Annotated in this window: 24 protein-coding genes; 11 read left to right on the top strand and 13 right to left on the bottom strand. The window is 73.2% G+C overall.

Features of this window, described 5'->3' with window-relative positions; translation table 11 throughout:
* Nucleotides 1-96 precede the first annotated feature (96 nt).
* The 3 genes from ACIRVH_RS21720 to ACIRVH_RS21710 all read left to right on the top strand — a co-directional run bounded on the left by ACIRVH_RS21720 (nucleotide 97) and on the right by ACIRVH_RS21710 (nucleotide 4,230).
* Complete coding sequence (locus ACIRVH_RS21720) at nucleotides 97-1,623, top strand: S8 family peptidase (RefSeq protein ID WP_403955698.1); 1,527 nt, start codon at nucleotides 97-99, stop codon at nucleotides 1,621-1,623.
* Nucleotides 1,624-1,739: 116 nt separating this feature from the next.
* Nucleotides 1,740-3,119, top strand: a complete 1,380-nt coding sequence (locus tag ACIRVH_RS21715) for a CoA transferase (protein ID WP_403955696.1) — start codon at nucleotides 1,740-1,742, stop codon at nucleotides 3,117-3,119.
* A 100-nt stretch (nucleotides 3,120-3,219) separates the two neighbouring features.
* Nucleotides 3,220-4,230 (top strand): CopD family protein, encoded by a 1,011-nt coding sequence (locus ACIRVH_RS21710; RefSeq protein WP_403955694.1) that lies wholly within the window; start codon nucleotides 3,220-3,222, stop codon nucleotides 4,228-4,230.
* A 6-nt stretch (nucleotides 4,231-4,236) separates the two neighbouring features.
* On the opposite strand, the gene ACIRVH_RS21705 is transcribed toward ACIRVH_RS21710, so the two are convergent.
* The 6 genes from ACIRVH_RS21705 to ACIRVH_RS21680 all read right to left on the bottom strand — a co-directional run bounded on the left by ACIRVH_RS21705 (nucleotide 4,237) and on the right by ACIRVH_RS21680 (nucleotide 10,334).
* Nucleotides 4,237-5,286, bottom strand: a complete 1,050-nt coding sequence (locus tag ACIRVH_RS21705; RefSeq protein ID WP_403955692.1) for a zinc-dependent alcohol dehydrogenase family protein — start codon at nucleotides 5,284-5,286, stop codon at nucleotides 4,237-4,239.
* Between the two features lie 110 nt (nucleotides 5,287-5,396).
* Nucleotides 5,397-6,107, bottom strand: coding sequence for a VIT family protein (locus ACIRVH_RS21700; protein WP_403955690.1), 711 nt, complete (start codon nucleotides 6,105-6,107; stop codon nucleotides 5,397-5,399).
* A 25-nt stretch (nucleotides 6,108-6,132) separates the two neighbouring features.
* Complete coding sequence (locus ACIRVH_RS21695) at nucleotides 6,133-7,359, bottom strand: amidohydrolase family protein (RefSeq protein WP_403955686.1); 1,227 nt, start codon at nucleotides 7,357-7,359, stop codon at nucleotides 6,133-6,135.
* On the bottom strand, nucleotides 7,356-8,639 hold the full coding sequence (locus ACIRVH_RS21690; protein ID WP_403955685.1) for an amidohydrolase family protein: 1,284 nt from the start codon (nucleotides 8,637-8,639) through the stop codon (nucleotides 7,356-7,358). Before ACIRVH_RS21690 ends, ACIRVH_RS21695 begins: the two co-directional genes overlap by 4 nt.
* Before the next feature lie 13 nt (nucleotides 8,640-8,652).
* Complete coding sequence (locus ACIRVH_RS21685) at nucleotides 8,653-9,537, bottom strand: SDR family NAD(P)-dependent oxidoreductase (RefSeq protein ID WP_403955683.1); 885 nt, start codon at nucleotides 9,535-9,537, stop codon at nucleotides 8,653-8,655.
* Nucleotides 9,537-10,334 carry an acetoacetate decarboxylase family protein gene (locus tag ACIRVH_RS21680; protein ID WP_403955681.1) on the bottom strand — a complete coding sequence of 266 codons (798 nt, stop codon included), beginning with the start codon at nucleotides 10,332-10,334 and terminating at the stop codon, nucleotides 9,537-9,539. The genes ACIRVH_RS21685 and ACIRVH_RS21680 overlap by 1 nt, the downstream gene beginning before the upstream one ends.
* Before the next feature lie 102 nt (nucleotides 10,335-10,436).
* Between ACIRVH_RS21680 and ACIRVH_RS21675 the strand changes: the two genes are divergently transcribed.
* The 7 genes from ACIRVH_RS21675 (at nucleotide 10,437) to ACIRVH_RS21645 (ending at nucleotide 18,799) form a co-directional block, all read left to right on the top strand.
* Entirely contained in the window at nucleotides 10,437-11,063 is a 627-nt protein-coding gene (locus ACIRVH_RS21675; protein WP_403955679.1) for a TetR/AcrR family transcriptional regulator, read from the top strand.
* A gap of 172 nt (nucleotides 11,064-11,235) precedes the next feature.
* Complete coding sequence (locus ACIRVH_RS21670; RefSeq protein ID WP_403955677.1) at nucleotides 11,236-13,839, top strand: MXAN_6230/SCO0854 family RING domain-containing protein; 2,604 nt, start codon at nucleotides 11,236-11,238, stop codon at nucleotides 13,837-13,839.
* Between the two features lie 151 nt (nucleotides 13,840-13,990).
* On the top strand, nucleotides 13,991-14,977 hold the full coding sequence (locus tag ACIRVH_RS21665) for a DEDDh family exonuclease (protein ID WP_403955675.1): 987 nt from the start codon (nucleotides 13,991-13,993) through the stop codon (nucleotides 14,975-14,977).
* 92 nt (nucleotides 14,978-15,069) lie between these two features.
* On the top strand, nucleotides 15,070-15,303 hold the full coding sequence (locus ACIRVH_RS21660; RefSeq protein WP_066991839.1) for a hypothetical protein: 234 nt from the start codon (nucleotides 15,070-15,072) through the stop codon (nucleotides 15,301-15,303).
* 49 nt (nucleotides 15,304-15,352) lie between these two features.
* Nucleotides 15,353-16,150 carry an SURF1 family protein gene (locus ACIRVH_RS21655; RefSeq protein ID WP_403955674.1) on the top strand — a complete coding sequence of 266 codons (798 nt, stop codon included), beginning with the start codon at nucleotides 15,353-15,355 and terminating at the stop codon, nucleotides 16,148-16,150.
* Nucleotides 16,151-16,232: 82 nt separating this feature from the next.
* Nucleotides 16,233-18,038 (top strand): glycoside hydrolase family 15 protein, encoded by a 1,806-nt coding sequence (locus ACIRVH_RS21650; RefSeq protein WP_403955673.1) that lies wholly within the window; start codon nucleotides 16,233-16,235, stop codon nucleotides 18,036-18,038.
* A 5-nt stretch (nucleotides 18,039-18,043) separates the two neighbouring features.
* A complete protein-coding gene (locus tag ACIRVH_RS21645; RefSeq protein ID WP_403955671.1) occupies nucleotides 18,044-18,799 on the top strand; it encodes an SDR family oxidoreductase in 756 nt (251 codons plus the stop codon).
* Between the two features lie 12 nt (nucleotides 18,800-18,811).
* Here ACIRVH_RS21645 and amaP read toward each other — a convergent pair whose 3' ends face one another.
* From amaP to ACIRVH_RS21620, 5 genes are read right to left on the bottom strand one after another with little or no spacing between them, the layout of a single operon-like run.
* Nucleotides 18,812-19,393 carry an alkaline shock response membrane anchor protein AmaP gene (gene amaP, locus ACIRVH_RS21640; RefSeq protein ID WP_403955669.1) on the bottom strand — a complete coding sequence of 194 codons (582 nt, stop codon included), beginning with the start codon at nucleotides 19,391-19,393 and terminating at the stop codon, nucleotides 18,812-18,814.
* Nucleotides 19,394-19,398: 5 nt separating this feature from the next.
* The gene (locus ACIRVH_RS21635; protein WP_403955668.1) at nucleotides 19,399-20,037 is read right to left on the bottom strand and encodes a DUF6286 domain-containing protein; all 639 of its coding nucleotides are present in this window, start codon (nucleotides 20,035-20,037) and stop codon (nucleotides 19,399-19,401) included.
* Nucleotides 20,034-20,453 carry a hypothetical protein gene (locus ACIRVH_RS21630; protein ID WP_403955666.1) on the bottom strand — a complete coding sequence of 140 codons (420 nt, stop codon included), beginning with the start codon at nucleotides 20,451-20,453 and terminating at the stop codon, nucleotides 20,034-20,036. Before ACIRVH_RS21630 ends, ACIRVH_RS21635 begins: the two co-directional genes overlap by 4 nt.
* 5 nt (nucleotides 20,454-20,458) lie before the next feature.
* Entirely contained in the window at nucleotides 20,459-20,653 is a 195-nt protein-coding gene (locus ACIRVH_RS21625; protein ID WP_094214678.1) for a hypothetical protein, read from the bottom strand.
* A 41-nt stretch (nucleotides 20,654-20,694) separates the two neighbouring features.
* Entirely contained in the window at nucleotides 20,695-21,168 is a 474-nt protein-coding gene (locus ACIRVH_RS21620; RefSeq protein WP_403955664.1) for an Asp23/Gls24 family envelope stress response protein, read from the bottom strand.
* A gap of 87 nt (nucleotides 21,169-21,255) precedes the next feature.
* Here ACIRVH_RS21620 and ACIRVH_RS21615 point away from each other — a divergent pair, with 87 nt between their 5' ends.
* Nucleotides 21,256-21,981 carry a nucleopolyhedrovirus P10 family protein gene (locus ACIRVH_RS21615; RefSeq protein WP_403955662.1) on the top strand — a complete coding sequence of 242 codons (726 nt, stop codon included), beginning with the start codon at nucleotides 21,256-21,258 and terminating at the stop codon, nucleotides 21,979-21,981.
* A 13-nt stretch (nucleotides 21,982-21,994) separates the two neighbouring features.
* On the opposite strand, the gene ACIRVH_RS21610 is transcribed toward ACIRVH_RS21615, so the two are convergent.
* Both ACIRVH_RS21610 and ACIRVH_RS21605 read right to left on the bottom strand, forming a co-directional pair.
* A complete protein-coding gene (locus ACIRVH_RS21610; RefSeq protein WP_403955660.1) occupies nucleotides 21,995-22,798 on the bottom strand; it encodes an enoyl-CoA hydratase/isomerase family protein in 804 nt (267 codons plus the stop codon).
* 129 nt (nucleotides 22,799-22,927) lie between these two features.
* A complete protein-coding gene (locus ACIRVH_RS21605) occupies nucleotides 22,928-23,149 on the bottom strand; it encodes a helix-turn-helix domain-containing protein (RefSeq protein ID WP_004002281.1) in 222 nt (73 codons plus the stop codon).
* Nucleotides 23,150-23,409: the final 260 nt, after the last annotated feature.

Below are 23,409 nucleotides of genomic sequence, written 5' to 3'. Positions count from 1 at the left end.
TCGGGAGATAGCTTCGCCCTGCACCACCCGTCATGTACCTGCCCGAGCACCACCTGTGTCTCGGGCGGTTTTGTATCCGGATGATGTGGAGATCCCATGGCTCATCTGCGCTCCAGACGCCGGCTCGCGCTCGCCGTGCCGGTCGTTCTGTCGCTGACCGCCTCACTCGGCTTCCTGCCGACGGCGGCCTCGGCGGCGACCCCCGCGGCCACGGCGGCGCGGGCGGCGGACGGCCCCAACCTCGCCTACGTGGTCAACACCGGCACGGACCGCCACACGATCGAGTCGGTCCAGCAGGCCGTCACCCGCAACGGTGGCACCATCGTGGAGAGTTACGACCGGATCGGCGTGATCGTCGCCCACTCCGCGAACCCCGACTTCGGCGCGCAGATGCGCGCCGTGCGCGGAGTGCAGTCGGCGGGTGCCACGCGGACCGCTCCGCTGACCGCCGCGGGCACGACGGACGAGGGCGCGGTCCAGGTCCTGTCGAAGGCGGAGGCCGCGAAGCTCGCCGGGGACGCGACGGCCGGCCAGGAGCCCCTCGAGGCCGACCAGTGGGATCTGCGGGCGATAGGCGCAGACAAGGCCGCGACGATCAACCCGGGCAGCAGGAACGTGACCGTCGGTGTGATCGACACCGGCGTCGACGACACCCACCCGGACATCGCCCCGAACTTCTCCGCGTCCCAGTCGGCGAACTGCGTGAGCGGCAAGGCGGACACGACGTACGGCTCCTGGCGGCCGGTGGACGCCGACCACTACCACGGCACGCATGTGGCGGGCGAGATAGCCGCGGCCCGCAACGGCATAGGCGTGGCGGGTGTGGCGCCCGGGGTGAAGGTCGCGAGCATCACCGTGGCCCAGCCGGACGCGACCTCGCTGTTCTACCCCGAAAGCGTGGTCTGCGCCTTCGTGTTCGCCGCGGACCACGGCATCGAGATCACCAACAACAGCTACTACGTCGACCCGTGGCTGTACAACTGCATGGACGACCCCGATCAACGTGCCATCGTTGACGCGGTCAACAGGGCCCAGTTGTACGCACAGCGCAAGGGCACGCTCAATGTGGCGTCGGCCGGCAACTCCAACCACGACCTCGACGCGGACGCGATCGTGGACACCTCCAGTCCCGACGACTCCACCGCCACGAACCGGACGATCGACCCGCACGAGTGCTTCGACGTGCCGACCCAGCTGCCCGGTGTGGTCACCGTGAGCGCGGTGGGCGTCAAGGGCACCAAGTCGTACTACTCCAGCTACGGCCAGGGCGTCGTCGACGTGGCGGGGCCGGGCGGCGACAAGTACCAGATCCCGGACACGCCGTCGAAGAACGGCCGCATCCTGTCCACGCTGCCGAACAACCAGTACGGCTTCCTCCAGGGCACGTCGATGGCCTCCCCGCACGTGGCCGCCGTGGCCGCGCTGCTGAAGTCGGCCCACTCGCACGCCACCCCCGCCCAGCTGCAGGCCCTCCTGAAGGCCCAGGCGGACAACCCCGGCTGCCCGAGCGACCCGTACGACGGGAACGGCGACGGCGTCGTGGACGCGACCTGCGTCGGCGGCAAGCGTGTCAACGGCTTCTACGGTTTCGGTGTCGTCAACGCGCTGCGCGCGGTCGACTAGCACACCACCGGTCCGACACGGCTGACGAGCAGGTCCCGCTGGAGTCTCTCCAGCGGGACCTGCTCGTATCAGGCGCCCGGCAATAGTTGATTGAATCAATGATGCATAGTGCAGTCATGACTGAAATCAAGTACGCCTGGGACGCGGTGGGCGGCGATCCCGCTCTCGGGTCGCGTATGTCGGATGCCGTACGCCGGGGAGTGCTCGAAGCGAGGCTGCCCGTGCGGGAGTTGGCGCGCGCCTGTGTGGGGGCGTGCGCGCTGGCCGCCGCCGAGCTGGGGGCGCGGCGGGCGGGGCTCGCCGAGGTGCCGGAGGTCCGGGTGGACGACGGTGCGGTCGCCGCCGCCTTCCACAGTGAGCGGCTGCTACAGATCGACGGGCGGGCTCCGGTCGCCTTCGCGCCGCTGTCACGGTTCTGGCGGACGGCCGACGGCTGGGTGCGCACCCACGCCAACTACCCGCACCACCGGGCCCGGTTGCTCGACGCACTGGGCCTGCCGGCGGACGCCTCGGTGGAGGACGTGGCCGCCCGGCTCGCCGGACTTCCCGCGCTGGAGGTGGAGGAGACGGTGTACGGGGCCGGAGGTCTCGCCGTGGCCCTGCGCACCCCGAAGGAGTGGGCGGCGCACGAGCAGGCCGCCGAGGTGGCCGCCCGGCCCCTGGTCGAGCGGGAGCGGCTGGACCCGGTGCACGCGCGCGTGCTCCCCGCGCTCGACGCGGCCACCGCTCCCCTGCTGCCCGCCGCCGGGCTCCGCGTCCTCGACCTGACCCGGGTGCTCGCCGGGCCGGTCGCCACCCGGACGCTGGCCCTGCTCGGCGCGGACGTGCTGCGCCTGGACGCCCCGCAACGGCCCGAACTCGCCGACCAGCACGCCGACACGGGCTTCGGGAAGCGGTCGGCGACGCTCGACCTCACCGCCGACCGGGACATCTTCGAGGAGCTGCTGGCCTCGGCCGACGTCGTGGTCACCGGCTACCGGCCGGGCGCCCTGGACCGGTTCGGGCTGTCCCCGCGGGCGCTGGCCGAGCGGCGCCCCGGGCTGGTCGTGGCGCAGGTGTCGGCGTGGGGCGCGTACGGGCCCTGGGGCGGGCGGCGCGGCTTCGACAGCCTGGTGCAGGTCGCGACCGGCATCGCGGCGACCGAGGACTCTGCCGGGCAGCCCGGCGCGCTGCCCGCGCAGGCCCTGGACCACGGCACCGGCTATCTGCTGGCGGCGGCCGTGCTGCGGGCGGTGACCGAGCAGTCGTACGACGGAGGCAGCCGGCTCGTCCGGCTGGCGCTGGCCCGGACCGCGCACTGGCTGACGGACGAGATCCGGCCCGACCGGGCCACGGACGACCTCACGTACGAGGGACCGGACGCCTGGCTGGCCGAGACGGACAGCCCGCTCGGCACGCTGCGGCACGCCCTGCCGCCGCTGTCCTTCGCGGGCGGCCCCGCCGACTGGGCGCGACCTCCGGTGCCGTGGGGTTCGGACCCGGCCGTCTGGAGATGAGTGCGCGGGCGGCCGGAAACGTATCTATGGGTGGAATGCCGTAGCCCCAGTTGTTTTCCGGGACTTGCCCGGTTCTGTGACGGCTGGCGAAGATCACGGGGTGACCTTGATACGACCGGGTGCCGACGCCGCCGACGCGAACGGACCGGCGGGCCGGTCCGGCACCGGCCGCGCCGTCGCCGTCCTGGTCCTGGTGGCCCTGGCCGCCCTGGTCCCGCTGCTGGGGCCGTCCGCCGCGCTGCACGGCACCGGGGAGGCCGCCGCTCCCGGCGTGGGCGGCATCGCACTGCTGCGCGGGGTGCTGTTCGCCGCCCTGTGCGTCCCGCTGGGCGAGCTGCTCGTGCTCCGGCTCGCCCGGCGCCTGCCCGCTGCCCCGGCCGAACGGCCGCGCAGCTGGGCCCTGTCGGCGAACGGCGCGGGCTTCCTGGCCGCGCTGGCCCTCGCCTCGGTCGTCTCCACCGGCAATCTGGTCCCGCACAGTCTCGGCCAGATCGACGTCGGCGGGCTGTACGACTCCCGCGACGGCAGGCTGGCGCTGCTGGAGGTCAACGCCTTCCTGTCGGCGGCGCTGTGCGCGCGCTCGCGCCGCCCGGCGGCCCAGGTGTGGCCGCTGGCCGCGGTGGTGGTCGCGGAGGCGCTGCGCGCCCACCCCACGGCCGAGCACGGCCCGCTGGTCGGGTCGGGTCTGACACTGGTGCACCTGACCTGCGCGGCGCTGTGGGCGGGCGGCCTGCTGCACGCGCTGCGGACGGTCCGGCTGTGGCGCGGCGACGCGGCCGCGGCCGCGCTGCTGGGGCGCTACGCGCGCGTGGCCGCCGTTCTGCTCGCGGCCCTCACGGCGACGGGCGTGTGCAGTGCGCTGCGGCGCATGCCGGCGGCCACGATCCTGGACCAGCTGACGACGACGGCGTACGGACGCACCCTGCTGGCCAAGGTGATCCTGGTCGCCGTCGTCGCCGTGCTCGCCCTGTGGGCGCGGATCCGGCTGAGCCGGGCGGCCGACCCGCTGACCGCCTCTGTGCCCGCGCGGGCCGAGGTGGTCGCGCTGGGCGCGGTGGTCGCGGTCTCGGGCCTGCTCACGGCGCTGCCGCTGCCGATCCGCTGGTTCTAGGGCCTGTCACAGATCGTTGGTGACGAGCACCTTGAGGGCGGTGCGCTCGTCCATCGCCTTGTAGCCGTCCGGCACGCCCTCGATGCCGACGGTCATGTCGAAGACCGGCGAGGGGTCGATCGTGCCGTCGAGGACGTCGGGCAGCAGGTCGGGGATGTAGGCGCGGACCGGCGCGACACCGCCGCGCAGGGCGATGTTCCGGTCGAACATGACACCGAGGTCCAGGCCGGTGCCGCTGCCGTGGGGGACGCCCACGAAACCGATCGCGCCGCCGTCGCGGGTGATGTTCACGGCCGTCCGCATGGACTGCTCGGTGCCGACGGCCTCGACGACGGCGTGCGCGCCCTGGCCGCGGGTGAGTTCCCGGACGGCCTCGACGGCCGCGTCCCCGCGCTCGGCGACGACGTCGGTGGCGCCGAAGCGGCGCGCGATGTCGGTGCGGACCTCGTGCCGGCCCAGCGCGATGATCCGCTCGGCACCCAGCCGCTTGGCGGCCAGCACCGCGCACAGGCCCACCGCGCCGTCACCGACCACGGCGACCGTGGCGCCCGGGCGGGCGCCCGCGCCGAGGGCGGCGTGGTGACCGGTGCCGAGGACGTCGGAGAGGGTCAGCAGGGCGGACAGCAGGTGGTCGTCGGAGGCGGCCTCCTTGGGCAGCTGGACGAGGGTGCCGTCGGCGAACGGCACGCGCACCGCCTCGCCCTGGCCGCCGTCGTAGCCGACGGAGCCCCAGAAGCCGCCGTGCTCGCAGGAGGTCGTCAGGCCCTCGCGGCAGTAGTCGCAGACGCCGTCGGACCACATGAAGGGCGCGACCACCAGGTCACCGCGCCGGACGGTGCTCACCTCGGAGCCGGTCTCCTCGACGACGCCGAGGAACTCGTGCCCGATGCGCTGCCCCGGCTGCCGGGCCGCCTCGCCCCGGTACGCCCACAGGTCGCTGCCGCAGATGCAGGCGCGCAGCACCCGCACCACGGCGTCGGTGGGCAGCTGCACCATGGGCTCGGGGACGTTCTCCACGCGCATGTCGTACGGGGCGTGGATGGTGGTGGCGCGCATGGCGAGGGTCCTTCTCGTGCGGGTTTCGTGCAGGGCGCTCAGGGGGTGGTCGAGCGCACTTCACGGTACGCCGTGGCCCCGAGGGGCCGCGCGGCCAGGGTCCGGGTCCGCTACACGCCCGCCGCGCCCAGCAGCGTCCCCGCCAGGTACGTCACGCCCATGGCGAGCGCCCCGCCCGCCACGTTCCGCAGCACCGCGCGCTTCGGGTCGGCCGCTCCCAGCCGGGCGCTGCTCCACCCGGTGAGGACGAGCGCGGCCAGCACGCAGACCACGGTGACCGGGAGCCGCCAGGCGGCCGGCGGCAGGACGATCGCGAGGAGCGGCAGCAGCGCGCCCACGGTGAAGGCCAGGAAGCTCGCCCAGGCCGCGTGCCAGGGGTTGGTCAGCTGGTCCGGGTCGATGCCCAGCTCCACGCGCGCGTGTGCTCTCAGCGCGTCCCGTGCGGTGAGCTGCTCGGCGGCTTCGCGGGCCACCTCCTGGGACAGCCCGCGCTGCCGGAGGAGCCCGGTCAGCTCCTCCAGCTCCAGCTCGGGCTGTTCGCGCAGCTCCTGCCGCTCCATGGCCAGCGCGGCCTTCTCCGAGTCGCGCTGCGTCGACACCGACACGTACTCGCCCGCCGCCATCGACATGGACCCGGCGAGCAGGCCGGCCAGGCCGGCGGTGAGCAGGGCGGCGCGGGAGTCGGTGGCACCGGCCACGCCGACGACGAGTCCGGCGGTGGACACGATGCCGTCGTTGGCGCCGAGGACGGCCGCCCGCAGCCAGTTCAGGCGGGTGCCCAGCGCACCGCCGTGGGCCTCGTCATGGGTTGGTTCCGTCACAGCAGGGAGGATCGCACCCCGGACGTCACCAGACCCGTACCGACGCTCCTCTCGCGAACACCGGGCTCGTCGCGTCCGCCGGCGGCTCCCGCAGTGGCTCGGCCAGCTCGGCCACCGTCGGGCCGACCTTCGCCGCGATGGGGTCCAGGAGGTCCAGGTCGAAGCCGTAGACGCGGGCCGCGTTGCCGCCGAGCATGGCCGCCAGCTCCGCGCGCGGGACCCCCGGGTAGGCGAAGCGCAGGCCCTCGCGGGTGTACGGGTAGGTGCCCTCGTCGTGCGGGTAGTCGCTGCCCCACATGATCTTGTCGATGCCGATGCGGTCGCGCAGTTGCACCTCGTGCGGGCGCATGAAGCTGGCGCCGACGAAGCAGTGGTCGTGCCAGACCCGGGACGGCGCCTCGCCCATGCTCGCGGCGAGACCGGCGCCGAACTTGGCCTCGGCGGTGTCGGCCTTCGAGGCGGCCGCGACCAGGCGGCCGTGGTAGTAGTCCAGCATGTCGAGGACCCCGGGGATCCAGCCGGAGCCCTGCTCGGTCAGCACCAGCCGCAGCCCGGGGTGACGGCGGAAGGCCCCGCCGAAGACCAGGTGCCACAGCGCGCGGTGGGAGAACCAGGTCGTCTCGACCATGAAGACCGCGCGGGCGGCCGGTTCGTCGCCGAGGGGCGGGGAGGCGGAGCCCGCGTGGTGGTTGACGGGGACGCCGAGTTCCGAGCAGACGGCCCAGATCGGGTCGTACGTGCGCGAGTACAGCTCGGGCAGGCCCGAGCCCGGCGGGGTGCCGGGCAGCATGAGGCCGCCCTTGAGGCCCGCCGAGGCGGCCCACCTGATCTCCTTGACGGCCTCCTCGACGTCGCCCAGGAGGATCTGGAAGACACCGGCCCGGCGGCCGGGCGCGGCCGCGCAGAAGTCCGCGAGCCAGCGGTTGTGGGCGCGCAGACCGGCCCAGCGCCGCTCGAAGTCCTCGGCGCTCGGGGGCGGGGCCATCAGGGAGCCGGACGGGAAGAACGGCGGGATGGTGTTCGGGAAGATCACCTCCGCGACGATCCCGTCCGCCTCCAGCTCCGCGAGACGCCGCTCGGAGTTCCAGTTCCGGTCGGCCGAGTCGGCGAGCAGGTCCTCGTACGGGTTGACGTAGGTGGCCGCCCAGACGTCGAAGTCGTCGTGGTGGCGCTTGTCCAGGTACGGCTTGTAGTCGAGGAGATCGGCTCCCGCATGGCAGTCGGCGGAGATCACCGTGTACCGGTCGCTCACTGCGTCACCCCCAGCGTCGGGAAGTCGTGGTCGGTCAGCCAGTGCCGGCCCACCTCGCGCGAGCGCGCCCAGGACGCCTCCACGGCCGCCTGGTCGGCCGGCTGGCCGAGGTCCGCCGGGGTGGGGCCGATGCGCGCGGCGAGCGGTGCCAGCCTGTGCACGTCGAAGCCGAAGACCTCCGCCGCCGCGAGGCCCAGCATCCGGCGCGTCTCGCTCACCGGGATGTCGTGGAAGGTGCGCCGCAGCCACGCGCGCGTGTCGGGCCAGGTGCCCTCGGGATGCGGGAAGTCGCTGCCCCAGAGGATGTTGTCCACGCCGATCTCGTAGCGCTGGGCCAGTTCGCGGCGCTTGGTGTTGGTGGCGCAGACGAAGATCTGCCGGTCGAGGTACTCGTGCGGCGGGCGTTTCAGCTCCTGGAACGGGGAGAGCTTCTTGCCGCCGTGGGCGCCGAGGTAGAGGCGGTCCATGAACCACAGCAGGTTCGGCAGCCACCAGCAGCCCGACTCCGCGACGCCGAAGCGCAGTCCGGGGTGGCGTTCGAAGACACCGGACCAGAGCAGGAACCACAGCGGCCGGGCCGGCCACCAGGTCACCTCGCTGACGAAGATCCCCAGGTGGTCGCCGTACTCGTGGCGCGGCGCCGATCCGGAGTGCGTCAGCACCGGCGTCCCGCACTCGGCGGCCGCCGCCCACACGGGGTCGTACCGGCGGTCGTGGTACGGCTCCTTGTCGCCCCACAGGGCGGGGATCATCAGGGCGCCGAGCCCGGACTCCCTGGCGCGGTGGATCTCGGCGACCACCTTCGCCACCTCGGCCGTGACCGGCAGCAGGGCCACGCCGCAGTGCCGTTCGGGGTTCTCGGACACGAAGTCCGCGAGCCAGCGGTTGTGCGCCCGGGCGCCCGCCATGCCCAACTCGGGGTCGTGGTCCCCGGAGAGGCCGAGGCCCACGCCGAAGGGCGCGGCGGTCTGGCTGTCCACGGCGTCGGCGTCCGGGAAGACCACCTCCGCCGCCACCCCGTCCCCGTCGAGTTCCTTCAGCCGCTGTGCGGTGTCCCAGCCCCCGCGCAGGCCCTCCTCGTTGTCCTGGAACCACTTGGTCGCGAAGGCCTCGTTGCGGATGCCGAGCCGGGTCATCTCCTCGCGGCGCCGTTCGCGGCCCGCGAGGAACTCGTCGAAGTCCCGGTGGAACCGGGACTCAAGGTAGGGCCGGTACTGCTCGGTGGGCAGCCCGGCGTGGCAGTCGGAGGAGATGATCAGGTACGGGTCCTGGCCGGTCACAACAGCCTCCCGGTCAATCGAGTATGAAGCTTTCGAGGTACGACGGGTTCGCGCGGCCCAGCATCGAGTGCGCCCGCGCGCGGATCTGGGCGTCGCTGTGCTCGCTCGCCGGCAGCAGCCAGAAGCGGTCGGCGCGGATGCCGTCCAGGACCAGCTCGGCGACCTCCTCGACGGGCGTGAAGTCGACCTCCCGGCCGGCCGCGCGCATCGCCGACTCCCACTGGTCGAGGCTGCGGTACGGCGTCTTCCTGGGGCGCTGTTTGGCGTAGCGGGCGGGCCGGTTGCGGTGCGACTCCCACAGGCCGGTGCGCAGCATGTGCGGCCCGGGGAAGAGCACGGAGGCGCCCACGCGCGCGTGCTCCGCCTTCAGGTGGGCGTACAGGGACTCGGTCATGGTGACGACGGCCGCCTTGGTGACCGCGTACACGGAGGCGGTCGGCAGGGGCGCGATGCCGCCGTCGCCGGAGGACGTGTTGACGACATGACCAGGTTGTCCGGACTCGATCATCCGTGGCACGAACGCCTGGATGCCGTGGAAGACCCCCCACACATTGACGGCGAAGGCCCACTGCCAGTCGTTCGGCTCGTGCTCCCACATGCGCCCCTCGGCGCCCGAGCCGACCCCCGCGTTGTTGCACAGGACGTGTACGGCCCCGTAGGCCTCGTACGCCGACTCGGCGAGCTCCAGGACCTGTTCGCGTACGCCGACGTCGACCACGCGCGCGTGCACGTCGGCGCCGTCCGCGCGCAGGTCGGCGGCGGCCTTGTCCAGCGCCGTCTCCTCGACGTCGGCGAGGACGACCGTCAGGCCCTCGACCGCGAACCGCCGCGCCATCGCCAGCCCGATCCCGCTCGCCGCCCCGGTGACGACGGCGACCTGTCCCGCTCGCAGGTCCATCACCGACTCCCTTCCGGCGGCCCGTCGTGGACCTGGAGCGGGTCGTCGTAGCGCTGGTGGACGTACGGCAACAGGGCCTGCCCGTCGACCCGTTCGACCACCCGGCCGCTCTGGTCGCTGGTCTTCTCGCCGACGGTGATCTCCCGCAGGCGCAGCACCGGAAGGTCGGCGACGGGGTCGTACACGGACTCGCGCAGCACGACGTCCCCGGTGACGCGCTCCAGGCGGCGCACCTTCTCGTGCCGTACGCAGTGCACCAGGACGGGGTCCCCGTCGAAGCCCGAGCCGTCCACGGCGGGAAGGAACTTGAAGTAGAAGTCGGTCTTGCGTGAGGGCTCCGGGAGGGGCAGTTCGCCGCTCACCGCGCCGCGCACCTCCACGAAGGCGATGCCGTGCCGGGCGAGTGACGCCCGTACGACGAGGCCGTCGCGCTCGACGGTCACCTCGCCGAGCTTCTTGGGCTCCCCGAAGACCTCACGGCCGCCGGTGAGGGCGCGTTCGTGGGTCATCGGCATCACCAGCGGGTACCAGCCCTCGACCTCGCCGTGCGCGGCGGCGACCGCGAAGGAGCCGGCGCCGAGCGGGTATCCCGGCAGGTCGACCTTGCTGATGTTCACCCGGACGAGCGGGCTGCCCGTGGGTTTCAGGGGTGGTGGCAGCACCGCCGCGACCGCGTCCGGGTCGGTCTCCCAGACGGCCACCACTCCGGTGGACCAGATGTCGGGGAGCCGCGCGCTCGCGGTGCGCGTGGCGGCGATCTCTCCCTCGGTCCGTGCTCCGTACCGTACGCGTGCCATACGCCGTACCGCCCTTCGTCTGACGGGCCGTCATCTGTAACAGAGTTACAGCAGTCGGGACGCGGGGTAAATACGCGTGCACCGACCGGAGTTGGAGGGATCATGGTGAGAGGTGCGCTCAGCCGGGAGGAGGTCCTGGAGGCCGCCGCCGGGCTGGTGCGGCAGCATGGCCCGGACGCGCTCACCATGCGCAAGCTGGCAGCCGAGCTGGGCACCGCCGTCACCTCGATCTACTGGCACGTCGGGGGCCGCGAGGCCCTGCTGGAGGCGCTGGTGGAGCGGACCGTGGCCGGTCTCGGTGAGATCCGGCCCGTCGGGCGCACGCCCGAGCAGCGGGTCGTCTCCGTGGCGCGCGCCCTGCGCCGGCAGCTGCGCGACCATCCGCATCTGGTGGCCCTGGTGCACGAGCGCGGGCTGACCGAGCGGATGTTCCTGCCCGCCCAGCAGGCCCTGGTGCGCGAGGCGCACGCGGCGGGGCTGCGCGGCGCCCGGGCCGCCGAGTTCGTGCGGGCGGTGCAGTTCCAGGTCGTCGGTCATGTGCTGGTCGAGCGCAACCGTGAGCGTGCCCCGGTGCAGCGGCCCGGCGAGGAGGAGCTGTGGAGCGCCGAGGCCGCCGGTGACGACCCCGCCCTGGCCCGTGCGCTGGCCCGTCCCGCGGACACGGAGCGGCTGTTCGTCACCGCGGTACGGGCGCTGGTGGGAGCGCTGCTCGCACCGCGCGGAAAATAACTGGCGCCCGAACTCCCGCTCCCCCTACTGTTCCTGATCGCGGGGGCGGCTCCGCAAGCGTGCTTCCTTCTCTCCCTTTCCTGGAATCTGCAGCGCGCTCACTCTCCGCCTCCGCCTCGACCACCTTCTTGCGGCCTTCTGCCGCCTCTTTCCTTCCGTCGGGGGATTCCGCTTGTCCGAACTGTCGTCCGTGCTGCTCCGCCGCCTCCGTACCGTCTACGTCGACCAGGCCGGACCACGCCCGGGCGATCCGTCGACCGCGGAGGGACTCGTCGCCCTGGAGGGCGAACTGCTCGACCGGGGATGCGCACCGACGGCACAGCTGCGCGCGGCCCTGGCCTGGCTGGGACCGGCGGGGCTCGCGGACGCGGGCCGGCAGCTGATCCGGCACATCGACGCCGAGCTGGGCGCCGACCGCACCCACATGCCGCTGTTCCGCAGCTTCCCGGCCTCCGTCCCCGACGACACGTTCCAGCTGTACGTCGACCGGGTCTTCACCCTGCTGCTGCAGTGGCCCGCGCAGCCCTGCGTGCTGTGCGGCACGGTGGGCAGCGTGCACCCGGTGGCGCCCTGCGCGCACCTCGTGTGCCGTGCCTGCTGGGACGGCGCGGACTACACGGGCTGCCCGCTGTGCCGCCGCCGGATCGACCCCGCCGATCCCTTTCTGGCGCCGGTCGAGCCGCGCCGCCCGCGCGATGTGTCGGCCGGTCCGCTGAAGCTGCTCGCGCTCGGCACGGACCGCGCCGCGGACACGGTGCGGGCCCTGCGGACCCTGCTGGCCCGCCGCACTCCCCTGCCGCCGCAGGACCGGGCCGACCTGAGGGTGCTGCTGAGGCACGCCCCCGCGGACCTCGGCTGGCTGCCCGAGGAGATCCCGGTCCGCGAGACCAAGGCATTCGTCCTGGGCACACTGCTGACCGACCGGCACACGCGCGCGGCCGTCACCGAGCTGCTCGCCGCGTATCTGACCACCGCGACCGACGTCCTGCGCCTGCTGTGCGTGTGGTCCGGCGGCGAGGGGGATCTGCTGGAGCCGCCGCGGCTGCGCTCGCTGCCCCGCGCGCTGCGCGGCCGGCTGCTCGCCGTGCTCGACGGTCTCGCGGTGCCGTCGCTCGTGGAGGACGTGCTGCGGCACCCGGGCCCGTGGAAGCGGGCCGCCGAGATCCTGCACCCCTTCGAGCGTCACGCCCGCCACCCGCGGGCCGCCCTCGCCTTCGCCGTGCTGCGCGGCACCGACACCGCCGGCACCGCCCTGGGCGAGGCCCTGCTGCGTACGGCGGCCGAGCATCCGGAGGCCGTACGGGTCGCCGGCGACCGCATCCGGGCTGCCACCTGGGGCGCGCGGTTGGAGCAGGCGCTGCACGAGCGGGACACGCAGGCCGCCCTGGCCCTCCTCGCACAGCGACCCGGCGAGCTGCTGCGCCGTCTCGACCACCTGCTGCGGCTGCGCACACTCGACACGCTGCCGGACGAGTTCGCCGACGTGCTGCGCCGCGTCCTGCCCAAGGCGGGCCCCGGCCCGCTGCTCTCCGCGCTGGGCCGGATGCGGATCCGTCATCTGCCCGGGGAGCGGCGGGTGTTCTTCCCGCGCGGGCAGGTGACGCACGCGTTCACGGTCGACGACACCCGGGCGCCGCTCGCCGAGGCGGTCACCACGCGCGCGTGCGCGCTGCTGGAGGCCGAGGCGCTGCGCCGCCTGGCCGACCGGCCCCGGTTCGACCTGGCGGTGCTCGACGCGGCTCTCGCCGGGCTCGCGGTGCCCGCCGCCGAGCGGACCGCCGCCAAGGCGCTGGTGTCGGTGCCGCGCGGCAGCACCCAGCCGCTGCCCGAGGGCGCGGTGCTGCGGCTCTTCCTGCACTGGATGCAGCCCATGAAGACACGCGTGGACCTGGACCTGTCGGTGGCCCTGTACGACGAGGACTGGGAGTTCGCGGGCCTGTGCGACTACACGAACCTGGTGTACGGCGAGCGGTGGGCCGTCCACTCCGGTGACCTGACGTCGGCACCCGCGCCGGACGGCGCGACCGAGTACGTCGACCTGGACCTCGCGTCCCTCGGCGAGCAGGGGGTGCGGTACGCGGTGCCGGTCGTCTTCAGCTTCAACAACATCCCGTTCGAGGAGCTGCTCGACGCCTTCGCGGGCTTCATGGCGCTGCCGTCGGCGGCCGAGGAGGCGCGCGGCGCCGGGTACCACCCGCGCACGGTGCGCCAGCGCTACGACCTGGTGGGCGACTCGCGCATCCATGTGCCGATGCTGGTCGACCTGCGCCACCGCACGTTCCTGTGGACGGACCTCCACCTGCCGTCGGACGACGGCTTCCACAACGTGTACCGGCACGGCGAGGACCTGGGCCGCGTCGGCCGGGACCTGTTCCAGTACTTCGCGTCCGGCCGCACGACGCTGTGGGACCTCGCGGTGTGGCACGCGGCGGCCCGCGGTGACGAGGTGTTGGTCGTCCGGCGCGCGCCCGACCGGCGCGCCGTCGACGAGCTGTGGCACTACCGGCGCCACGAGGGGGAGCCGGACACCGCGTTCGCCGCCCGGGTGCGCGCCCTGGAGCCGCCGGAGCGCCGGGAGCCCGCGACGGACGCGGCGGACGCCGACACGCGTGCGGGTGAAGCGGCCGCGAAGAAGCACGTGTTGCTCGCGCTGGTGCACGGCGGGGTGGCGCCGGAGGGCGCGACCGGGGCGGTGTACCGGCTGCTGCCCGGCCCGGCCGACGGCTGCGGTCTGGAGCCGCTGGCGGCCGGGGATCTGGTGGCCGCGCTGGGCTGACGCCGACCCGTCCGCCCCGAACTGTCCCGTGGGTCCGCCGCCTTGCGGGCACGCACGCGCGTGCGGCGGCCGAGCGGGAGGGCGAGTGCGAGGGGCGGGTTCGGCCCCTGCGGGACAGCGCTGTCGGTCGTGGCCCGTATCCTCAATGACCATGCTCGAAGACCGTGCGACCGCAGTGTCCTCCCCCACCCAGTGGCCGGCCGCGTATCCGAAGGGATACGCGGTCGTTGACGTGGAGACCACCGGCCTGGCCCGGGACGACCGGATCATCTCCGCCGCCGTCTACCGGCTGGACGAGCGCGGCGAGGTCGAGGACCACTGGTACACCCTGGTCAACCCGGAGCGCGATCCGGGCCCGGTGTGGATACACGGTCTGACGAGCGAGGTGCTCGAAGGGGCGCCGCTGTTCGGGGACGTCGCCGAGGAGTTCGCCACCCGGTTGGACGGCCGGGTGCTGGTCGCGCACAACGCGGTCTTCGACTGGCAGATGATCGCGCGCGAGTACGCGCGCGCGGAGCGCGAGGCGCCGGTGCGGCAGCGGCTGTGCACCATCGCACTGTCCAAGGAGCTGGGGCTGCCGCTGCCCAACTTCAAGCTGGAGTCGCTGGCGGCGCACTTCGGTGTCGTACAGCAGCGGGCGCACCACGCGCTGGACGACGCGCGCGTGCTCGCCGAGGCGTTCCGGCCCAGTCTGCGGGCCGCGGCTGCGGACGGCGTACGGCTGCCGCTGCTGGAGTGCCGGCCGCTGACGGAGTGGTCGGACACGCCCCGGATCGGCCGGCAGGCGAGCGGGGGCTACGGCGGCTACCGGCCGTCCAGTTGGCGCCCGTCCCGGAAGCGGCCCGCCTGCCCCTACCCCAACCCGGGCCGGTACGAAGACGGCAAACACCTCAAACAGGGCATGCGGGTGGCGTTCTCCGGGGACACCTCCACCGAGCGGGAGCTGCTGGAGGACCGGGCGACCGAGGCCGGGCTGCACGTGGCGACGAGCCTGTCCCGGCTGACCAGCCTGCTGGTCACCAACGACCCCGACTCGGGCACCTCGAAGGTGGTCAAGGCGCGGCAGTTCGGCACGCCGATCGTCGACGAGGCCGCCTTCGGGCAGCTGCTGAGGGATGTCGAACCCGCCGACGGATGAGCGGACGCGGGACCCGTACGGATGGGTGATTCAGCGCGACTCGCCCGGCGCCCACCACCCCGCGGCGAGGGCGACGGCTCACCCTGTGGCGCATGGCGAATTGCGAAGTTTGCGGCAATGACTACGGGATGACCTTCGAGGTCCACGCACAGGGCGCTGTACACGTGTTCGACTGCTTCTCCTGTGCGATCCACCGCATGGCCCCGGTCTGCGAGCACTGCAAGGTCTCGATCATCGGCCAGGGCGTGGAGGCGGACGGCAGCTTCTACTGCGGCGCCCACTGCGCCCGTGCCGAGGGGAAGGTGGGGATCGTCGACCGCGTGTGACCCGACACCCGCCCGATCGCACCCCACGACCGAGTTGTACCGTCGTGGGGTGCACCGCTACCGCTTTCTGCTGACCCTCCAGTGGGTGATCCTCACCCTCGTCGCGATCGCGCTGATCCCGACGATGATCAGGCTCGGCTTCTGGCAGCAGCACCGGTACGAGGAGCGCACCGCCCGCAACGACCTGGTCTCCCAGGCGCTGCACGCCGAGCCGGTCCCCGTGGAGCGGCTCACCTCCCCCGGGCACGCCGTGACCCGCACCGAGAAGTACCGCACGGTCACCGCGACCGGCACCTTCGACCCCTCGCGGGAGGTCGTGGTCCGCCGCAGGACCAACTCCGACGACGAGGTCGGCTTCCACGTCCTGACCCCGTTCGTCCTGACGGACGGCAAGGTGCTGCTGGTCAACCGCGGCTGGATCCCCGCGAACGGCGTGCAGACCGCCTTCCCCGAGATCCCCGCGCCGCCCGCCGGCCGGACCACCATCACCGGGCGCCTCAAGGCCGACGAGACCACCGCGGCGAGCGGCATCAAGAACGTCAAGGGCCTGCCCGACCGGCAAATCATGCTGATCGACAGCGCCGAGGAGGCGCGGCGGCTCGGCGCGCAGGTGCTCGGCGGCTACGTCGAGCAGACCGCGCCCGAGCCCAAGAGCGGCTCCCCGGAGCAGATCTCCGACCCGGGCAGCGAGGACGCCCCGCTGAACTACGCGTACATGCTCCAGTGGTGGCTGTTCGCCGCGGGTGTCCCGGTCGGCTGGTGGTTCCTGGTCCGCCGCGAGATCCGGGACCGCGCGGAGGCCGCGGCCGAGGAGACGCCCGAGGAGGCGGAACCGGCCGCCGTGTGATCCCCGGCGCCCCCGGGGGGAGCCGTCACTCCCCCGGCGCACCTCCGGATTGACCCCGGGGTCCTTCGGGAACCCGCATCCCGTGAACGCGCGCATCGAGGACTACGCCCTCATCGGCGACGAGCAGACCGCGGCGCTGGTCGGCAGGGACGGCTCGATCGACTGGCTGTGCCTGCCCCGCTTCGACTCCGGCGCCTGTTTCGCCCGGCTGCTGGGCGACGAGGACAACGGCCACTGGCGGATCGCGCCGAACGGCGCGGGCACCTGCACCCGCCGCGCCTACCGGACCGACACCCTCGTCCTGGACACCGAGTGGGACACCCCCGAGGGCACGGTGCGCGTCACCGACCTGATGCCGCAGCGCGACCGCGCCCCCGACGTCGTACGCATCGTGGAGGGCGTCAGCGGGCGTGTCACCGTGCACAGCACGCTGCGTCTGCGCTTCGACTACGGCTCGATCGTGCCGTGGGTGCGCCGCGCGGACGGCCACCGGGTGGCCGTCGCCGGCCCGGACTCGGCGTGGCTGCGCACCGAACCGCCCGTGCACACCTGGGGCGAGCACATGGCGACGCATTCCGAGTTCACCGTCGCCGAGGGCGAGCGGGTCGCCTTCGTGCTGACCTGGCACCCCTCGCACGAGCCGCGCCCCGCGCTCGTCGATCCGTACGAGGCGCTGAGCGTCAGCGTGCGCGACTGGCGGCGCTGGACGGCCCGCTGCCGCTACGACGGGCCGCACCGGGACGCCGTCGTACGGTCCCTGATCACGCTCAAGGCCCTCACCTACGCCCCGACGGGCGGGATCGTCGCCGCGGCCACCACCTCGTTGCCCGAGGAGCTGGGCGGCGTGCGCAACTGGGACTACCGCTTCTGCTGGCTGCGCGACGCCACTCTCACCCTCGGCGCCCTGCTCTCCGCGGGCTACCACCGGGAGGCCGAGGCCTGGCGCGACTGGCTGCTCCGCGCCGTCGCGGGCGACCCGGCGGACCTGCAGATCATGTACGGCCTGGCGGGCGAGCGACGGCTGACGGAGTGGGAGGCGCAGTGGCTGTCCGGGTTCGCCGAGTCCACACCCGTACGGATCGGCAACGAAGCCGTCGAGCAGCTCCAGCTGGACGTGTACGGCGAGGTCATGGACTCGCTGTACCTGGCCCGCGAGACAGGCCTGAGCACCAAGCCGCACATGTGGTCGCTGCAGTGCGCACTGATGACGTTCCTGGAGTCGGCGTGGCGGCAGCCCGACGAGGGCCTGTGGGAGGTGCGCGGCGGCCGCCGGCAGTTCGTGCACTCGAAGGTGATGGTGTGGGTGGCCGCCGACCGCGCCGTACGGACGCTGGAGAAGCATCCGCACCTGAGCGGCGATCTGGACGGCTGGCGGGCGATGCGCGACGCGGTGCACCGGGAGGTGTGCGAGCAGGGCTTCGACCGCCGGCGCAACACCTTCACCCAGTACTACGGCTCGCGCGAGCTGGACGCCTCCCTGCTGCTGATCCCGCGGCTCGGTTTCCTGCCCCCCGACGACCCCCGTGTGATCGGCACGGTCGACGCGATCCGCGAGGACCTGGGCCACGGCGGCTTCGTGCGCCGTTACGACACGGACGCCGTCGGCGTCGACGGCATGCCGGGCGGCGAGGGCGCCTTCCTCGCCTGCTCGTTCTGGCTCGCCGACGCCCTGCACATGACGGGCCGCACCGACGAGGCCCGGGAGCTGTTCGAGCGGCTGGTCGGCCTCGTCAACGACGTGGGGCTGCTGGCGGAGGAGTACGACCCGGAGCTGGGCCGCCAGGTGGGCAACTACCCGCAGGCGTTCAGCCACATCGCGCTGGTGAACACCGCCCTCACACTGTTCGGGGACGGAGGGGACCGGAAGACCGGGCACGGGGCAGGATAGGGGCCATGGATCTTGGACTGAAGGACCGGGTGTACATCGTCACCGGCGCCACGCGCGGGCTGGGCAACGCCGCCGCGCGGGAGCTGGTCGCCGACGGGGCGAAGGTGGTCATCACCGGCCGTGACGAGAAGCGGGTGGCCGACGCGGCCGCCGAACTGGGCGAGAACGCGGTCGGCGTGGCCGTCGACAACTCCGAAGCGGGGGCGCCCGAGCGGCTGATCGCGGCCGCCCGGGAGCACTTCGGCGGCTTCCACGGCGTCCTGGTGAGCGTCGGCGGGCCGCCGCCCGGGTTCGTCGCGGACAACACGGACGAGCAGTGGCGCAACTCGTTCGAGTCGGTGTTCCTCGGCGCGGTCCGGTTCGCCCGCGCGGCGGCGGCCGAGCTGGAGCCGGGCGGGGTCATCGGGTTCGTGCTGTCCGGGTCGGTGCACGAGCCGATCCCCGCGCTGACGATCTCCAACGGGCTGCGGCCCGGGCTCGCCGGGTTCGCCAAGTCCATCGCGGACGAGTTGGGGCCGCGGGGTATCCGGGTCGTGGGGTTGCTGCCGGCGCGTATCGACACGGATCGCGTGCGCGAGCTCGATGCGTTGTCCGCTGATCCTGAGGCCACTCGGGCGGCGAACGAGGTCCGGATTCCGTTGCGGCGGTACGGGGCGCCCGAGGAGTTCGGGCGGGTGTCCGCGTTCCTGCTGTCTCCGGCGGCTTCCTATCTGACGGGAATCATGGTGCCGGTGGACGGCGGGATGAGGCACGGGTTCTGAGGGTCCGCGGTATCAAGTCACCCTCTCTGCACGGTGCTTCACCGCCCTCAGGTGTACTTCCGCCGGAAGTGACGCCAGGCCCGCCGACTCGCGTGCGTGCGTCAGCGCCTGGGCCGTGAAGTCGATCAGTGCAGTTCCGGGGTCCACGTCCGGTTCCAGCTGGAGCCACGCGCGCACCGCGGGCGTCGTACGGCGGCCCGTCAGCAGGGTCTCGGTGTGGGTCACGCCCTGCTGGTGGGCCGCGTCCGCGGCCAGGGCCGACTCCACGGCCTTGCCGCGGAGCAGGGCGCCCTCGCCGTCGCCGGTCTCGACCAGGACCTCGGTCAGACGGCGTCGGCGCAGGATCGCGGTGAGCCACCACAGGGCGAGCAGCACGAGGAGGGCCAGGGCGGCGACGACCGTCGGCCACCACCAGCCGGCCTGCCGCCAGCGGGTGCGCTCGGCATTGCTGAGCAGGACGTCGTGCGGGCCGGTGTGGAGCCACCAGTGGGGTGGCGGCGCGCCCAGGCCCACGGCCAGCACCGCGCCGCCCAGGGCGAGCAGCAGCAGACCCACGAGTCCGAGCAGGACGCGGTTGACGGTACCCCTGCGCATCCGCCTCACCTCTTCGATCCGGGGCGTCGGACGTGCACCGACAGCGCGGGCGGGCGGGACAGCCCGAGTCCCCGGACCGCCTCGGTGAGTACGGCGTCCAGGTCGGCCTGTACCTCGTCCAGGCCGCGGAAGTGCGAGACCACGCGGACGTCGGCCCGCTTCCGCCGCATCCGCACCCGTACCGCCCGCACGCCCGAGACCTCCATGGCCCGGTCGCGCAGCACCTGGGCGGCCGCCTCGCGCCGGAGTCCGGCGCGGATGTCGGGGTGTGGGCGCCGCATGGGCAGCAGGTCCCGCAGGCCGGGGGTGAGGGCGAGCACGATCAGCCAGAGGCCGAGGGCGGCGGTGACCCCCGCTCCGGCCAGCACCCAGGTGTTGTCCAGGGGCCGCTCGGCGAGTTGCCGGGCCAGTGCCCCGCGCCAGTGCATCGCCGGACGGTGGGCGCGGACGGCGGCGATGTCGTACAGGAGGACGGCCGCGCCGGCCAGGAGGCACAGGGCGACGATGCCCGCCGGGACGCGGCGGGCCGACCAGAAGCGGCCGCTGCCTTCCGGGAGCAGGGCCGGTGGGGCGTCGGGAGTCTTCTCGACGTCGAGGACGGGCAGTCGCCGGGTGGGACTCTCGGGTGGCCGGGGCTCGCTCATGGCGTCCTCCCGTGGGATGTGCCGGGTGCCGGTGTCCGGTGCAGCCGCTCGACCTGGACGGCGACCTCCGGCACCTCCATGCTCACCAACGCACCTACCCGCTCCACGACTTGGCGACGCACGGCGGCACAGCGGGCGCCGATGTCGCAGGGATAGCCGAGTTCGAGGACGACACGGACGCGGACCGTCGCGATGGGGGTCCCCCCGCTCGAGCGAAGCCGAGAGTGGGGGAGCACCACGACCGTGGCGTGCGGGGGCGCGGCGCCCTCGGGCAGCGGGGCGAGCGCCTCGCGTGCGGCCTGGGCGGCGATCTTCGCGACGACCCGGTCGGCGATCCGGGTGGCACCCCGCTCACCGGGCGACGCGAGGTCCAGGGGCCCGCGCACCGTGCCCGTCTCCGCGCTCACGGCGCTCACGGCGCTCACCGCCCGCGGTCGCGCCGGTCGCCGCGGGTGCGGAAGAAGTCACCGGGCTCCAGGTCGCCCTCCAGGAACCGGCCGGCGATGAACCCGACGGCGCCCAGCGCCGCCACCAGAAGGAAGGCTCCGAACCCGCCGAAGTACCCGGCGAACCCCAGCGCCATTCCGGCGATCATGCCGACCACGGCCATGCTCATGCAGCACTCCTCAGCTCGTCAGCTGTGCGGGGCCCGGCGCCTCACTGGATCCGGGGCGGCGCGGGCTCCTCTTCCTCTTCCTCGGGGAGCTTGACGTCACTCACCGCGATGTTGACCTCGACGACCTCGAGTCCGGTCATCCGTTCCACGGAGGCGATCACGTTCTCCCGTACCGCGCGGGCGACATCGGTGATGGACACGCCGTAGTCCACGACGATCTCCAGGTCGAGCGCCGTCTGCACCTCACCGACCTCGGCCTTCACACCCCGGGTCACCGACTTCGCACCGCCCGGCACCCGGTCGCGCACGGCCCCGAAGGTGCGGGCCAGGCCGCTGCCCATGGCGTGAACGCCCAGCACCTCCCGGGCGGCCAGTCCTGCGATCTTCTCCACGACACCGTCGGCGATGGTGGTGCGCCCCCGGGTCGCCGGGTCCCCACCGCCACGCCTTGTTGCCTTACGGGTCGACACCTGCGGCTCGTCGTCACCGTCTGGGGTCGTCGTCATCTCGGTCATCGCCGTACGTCCCTTTCGGTCGTCGTCCTGCGACCACCGTAAGCAAGGATGCTCGGTTGCGCGCCAGGGATGCGGCAGGCTGGAGGAATGACGGCAGACCGGTGGGCACAGGAAGTCAGGCACCAGCTGGGGCTCGGCCGGCTGCTGCCGCTCGGTGACCGGCGCGACGGGGCGTGGATCGCCGAGGGGGCGGCCGCGGCAGTGCTGGCGCGCGCGGCGGCGACGGAGGTACCGGACGTGCGCCTCCGCGCACTGCGGGTCACGCTCGCCCATCCGGAGGACGTCCACGATCCCGTCGTACCGTCCCCGCCGAGCGCCCTGCTCCCGGGCGCGCTCCGGGTGACGGCGGACTTCGCCGCCACGGCCGCCGAGCCCCTGCCGACGACGGCGTCCCGCCTGCGGCTGACGCTGGCGACGGCCGCGACGGACCGCCTGGGCCTCACGGTCACGGAGGTCGACCTGCGGGTGACGGACCTGCTCGAAGCTGCGGACGGGCAGGAGCCCGCGGTGGCTGCACCGCAGCCGCCACCGGCCCGCGAGACGACGAACCCCGACGAGTCCCTCGTGACGGCAGCCGCGCTGTCCGTCCCCGGGGTGGCCCGTCTGACGGGCTCACTCGCGGGCTTGGGCCGGGCGGTGCACGTCGAACAGCGCGCCGAGGGAACCTCCCTGCCCCGCCGGCACGTACGCGTGGAACTGGCGACCGGCACGGACCACCGGGCCCTGGACGTGGCCCGGCAGGTACGCGTGGCGGTACGGGACGCGCTGGACGATCACCCGACCGTGGCGGTGCTGGTCACGGCAGTCGGCTGACCAGCGCCCGCACTCACTCGCCGACGCCGGCCAGGTCCCGCAGCCGCCGCCCCTGGGCAGCCCGCTCAGCCGCACGCTGCTCGTCGTACGTACGACCGGCAGCACCGCGCAGCAACGCCTTGGTCTCCACCACGGCATCCCGCGGCGCAGCCATCATCGCCGCGGCCAAGTCCCCCACCGCACCGTCCAGTTCGACGGCTGGCACGGCAAGGTTGGCCAGCCCCGACGCCACCGCTTCCGCCGCCCCGACGAACCGCCCGGTCACGCAGATCTCGAGCGCGCGGGCGTACCCGACTAGGCCGACCAGCGGATGCGTGCCGGTCAGGTCGGGAACGATGCCGAGGGCGGTCTCGCGCATGGCGAACTGCACGTCGTCCGCGACGACTCGCAGGTCGCAGGCGAGCGCGAGCTGGAACCCGGCACCGATGGCGTGCCCCTGGACGGCGGCGATGGACACGATGTCGTTCCGTCGCCACCAGGTGAACGCCTCCTGGAATTCGGCGATGGACGCGTCGAGCCCGGCGTCGTCACGGCGCGCGAGATCGGTGAAGGTCGGCTCGCCCGGGATCCCCTCCGGGGTGAACATCTGCCGGTCCAGCCCGGCGGAGAAGGACTTGCCCTCGCCGCGCAGCAGCACGACACGGACGGAGCCCGGCAGCAGCCGACCGGCCTCGGTGAGCGCCCGCCACAGGGCGGGGCTCTGCGCATTGCGCTTGGCCGGATTGGTCAGCGTCACCGTGGCGAGCGCGTCGTCGACGGTGAGCCGTACGCCGTCCTTGTCGAGTACAGGAGCGAGGTCCTGGTCGGGCGAAGCCATGGGGCGCCTCCGATGGGTGCGGTCATCACGCATTGCCGTACCGGCATGCTAAGTGACTGCACAGTAACCACCCGGCCGATCAGGCAACCGACCGGGTGGCCACCGTCGAAGGCGAGGGGCCGCCCGGAGTCAGGACGATGCGGCCTTCTTGCCCCGGGTCGCTCCGCCACGCCCACGAAGCGTGACGCCCGACTCGCTGAGCATCCGGTGTACGAAGCCATACGAGCGGCCGGTCTCCTCGGCCAGCGCCCGGATGCTCGCACCGGAGTCGTACTTCTTCTTCAGGTCTGCCGCGAGCTTGTCGCGCGCGGCGCCGGTTACCCGGCTGCCCTTCTTCAGAGTCTCGGCCACCCGTGCCTCCTCATGGGAAGTGCGCTCTGGTCTCCTCATGATCACCCCTCCGGGGCGTGATGGCCACCCATTCGGCAAGGTCCGTGAGACATCGTTGTGACGACAGGAGCGCATCCCCACAAGCGGAATCTGTGATTCCACAGCGGAGCACCCATGGGGCCGAACGGGTGGATTCGCGAAGTGCCAGGTCAGGGACGCGAAGCGGCCGATCCCTTGGTGGCCAAGGGATCGGCCGCGAAATCGATGTACGACACACCTCG

Source organism: Streptomyces sp. NPDC101165 (assembly GCF_044768135.1).
In the GTDB taxonomy this organism is placed as follows: domain Bacteria; phylum Actinomycetota; class Actinomycetes; order Streptomycetales; family Streptomycetaceae; genus Streptomyces.
The sequence above is the reverse complement of the archived record's forward strand: the minus strand, read 5'-3'. Positions and strand labels throughout refer to the sequence as shown.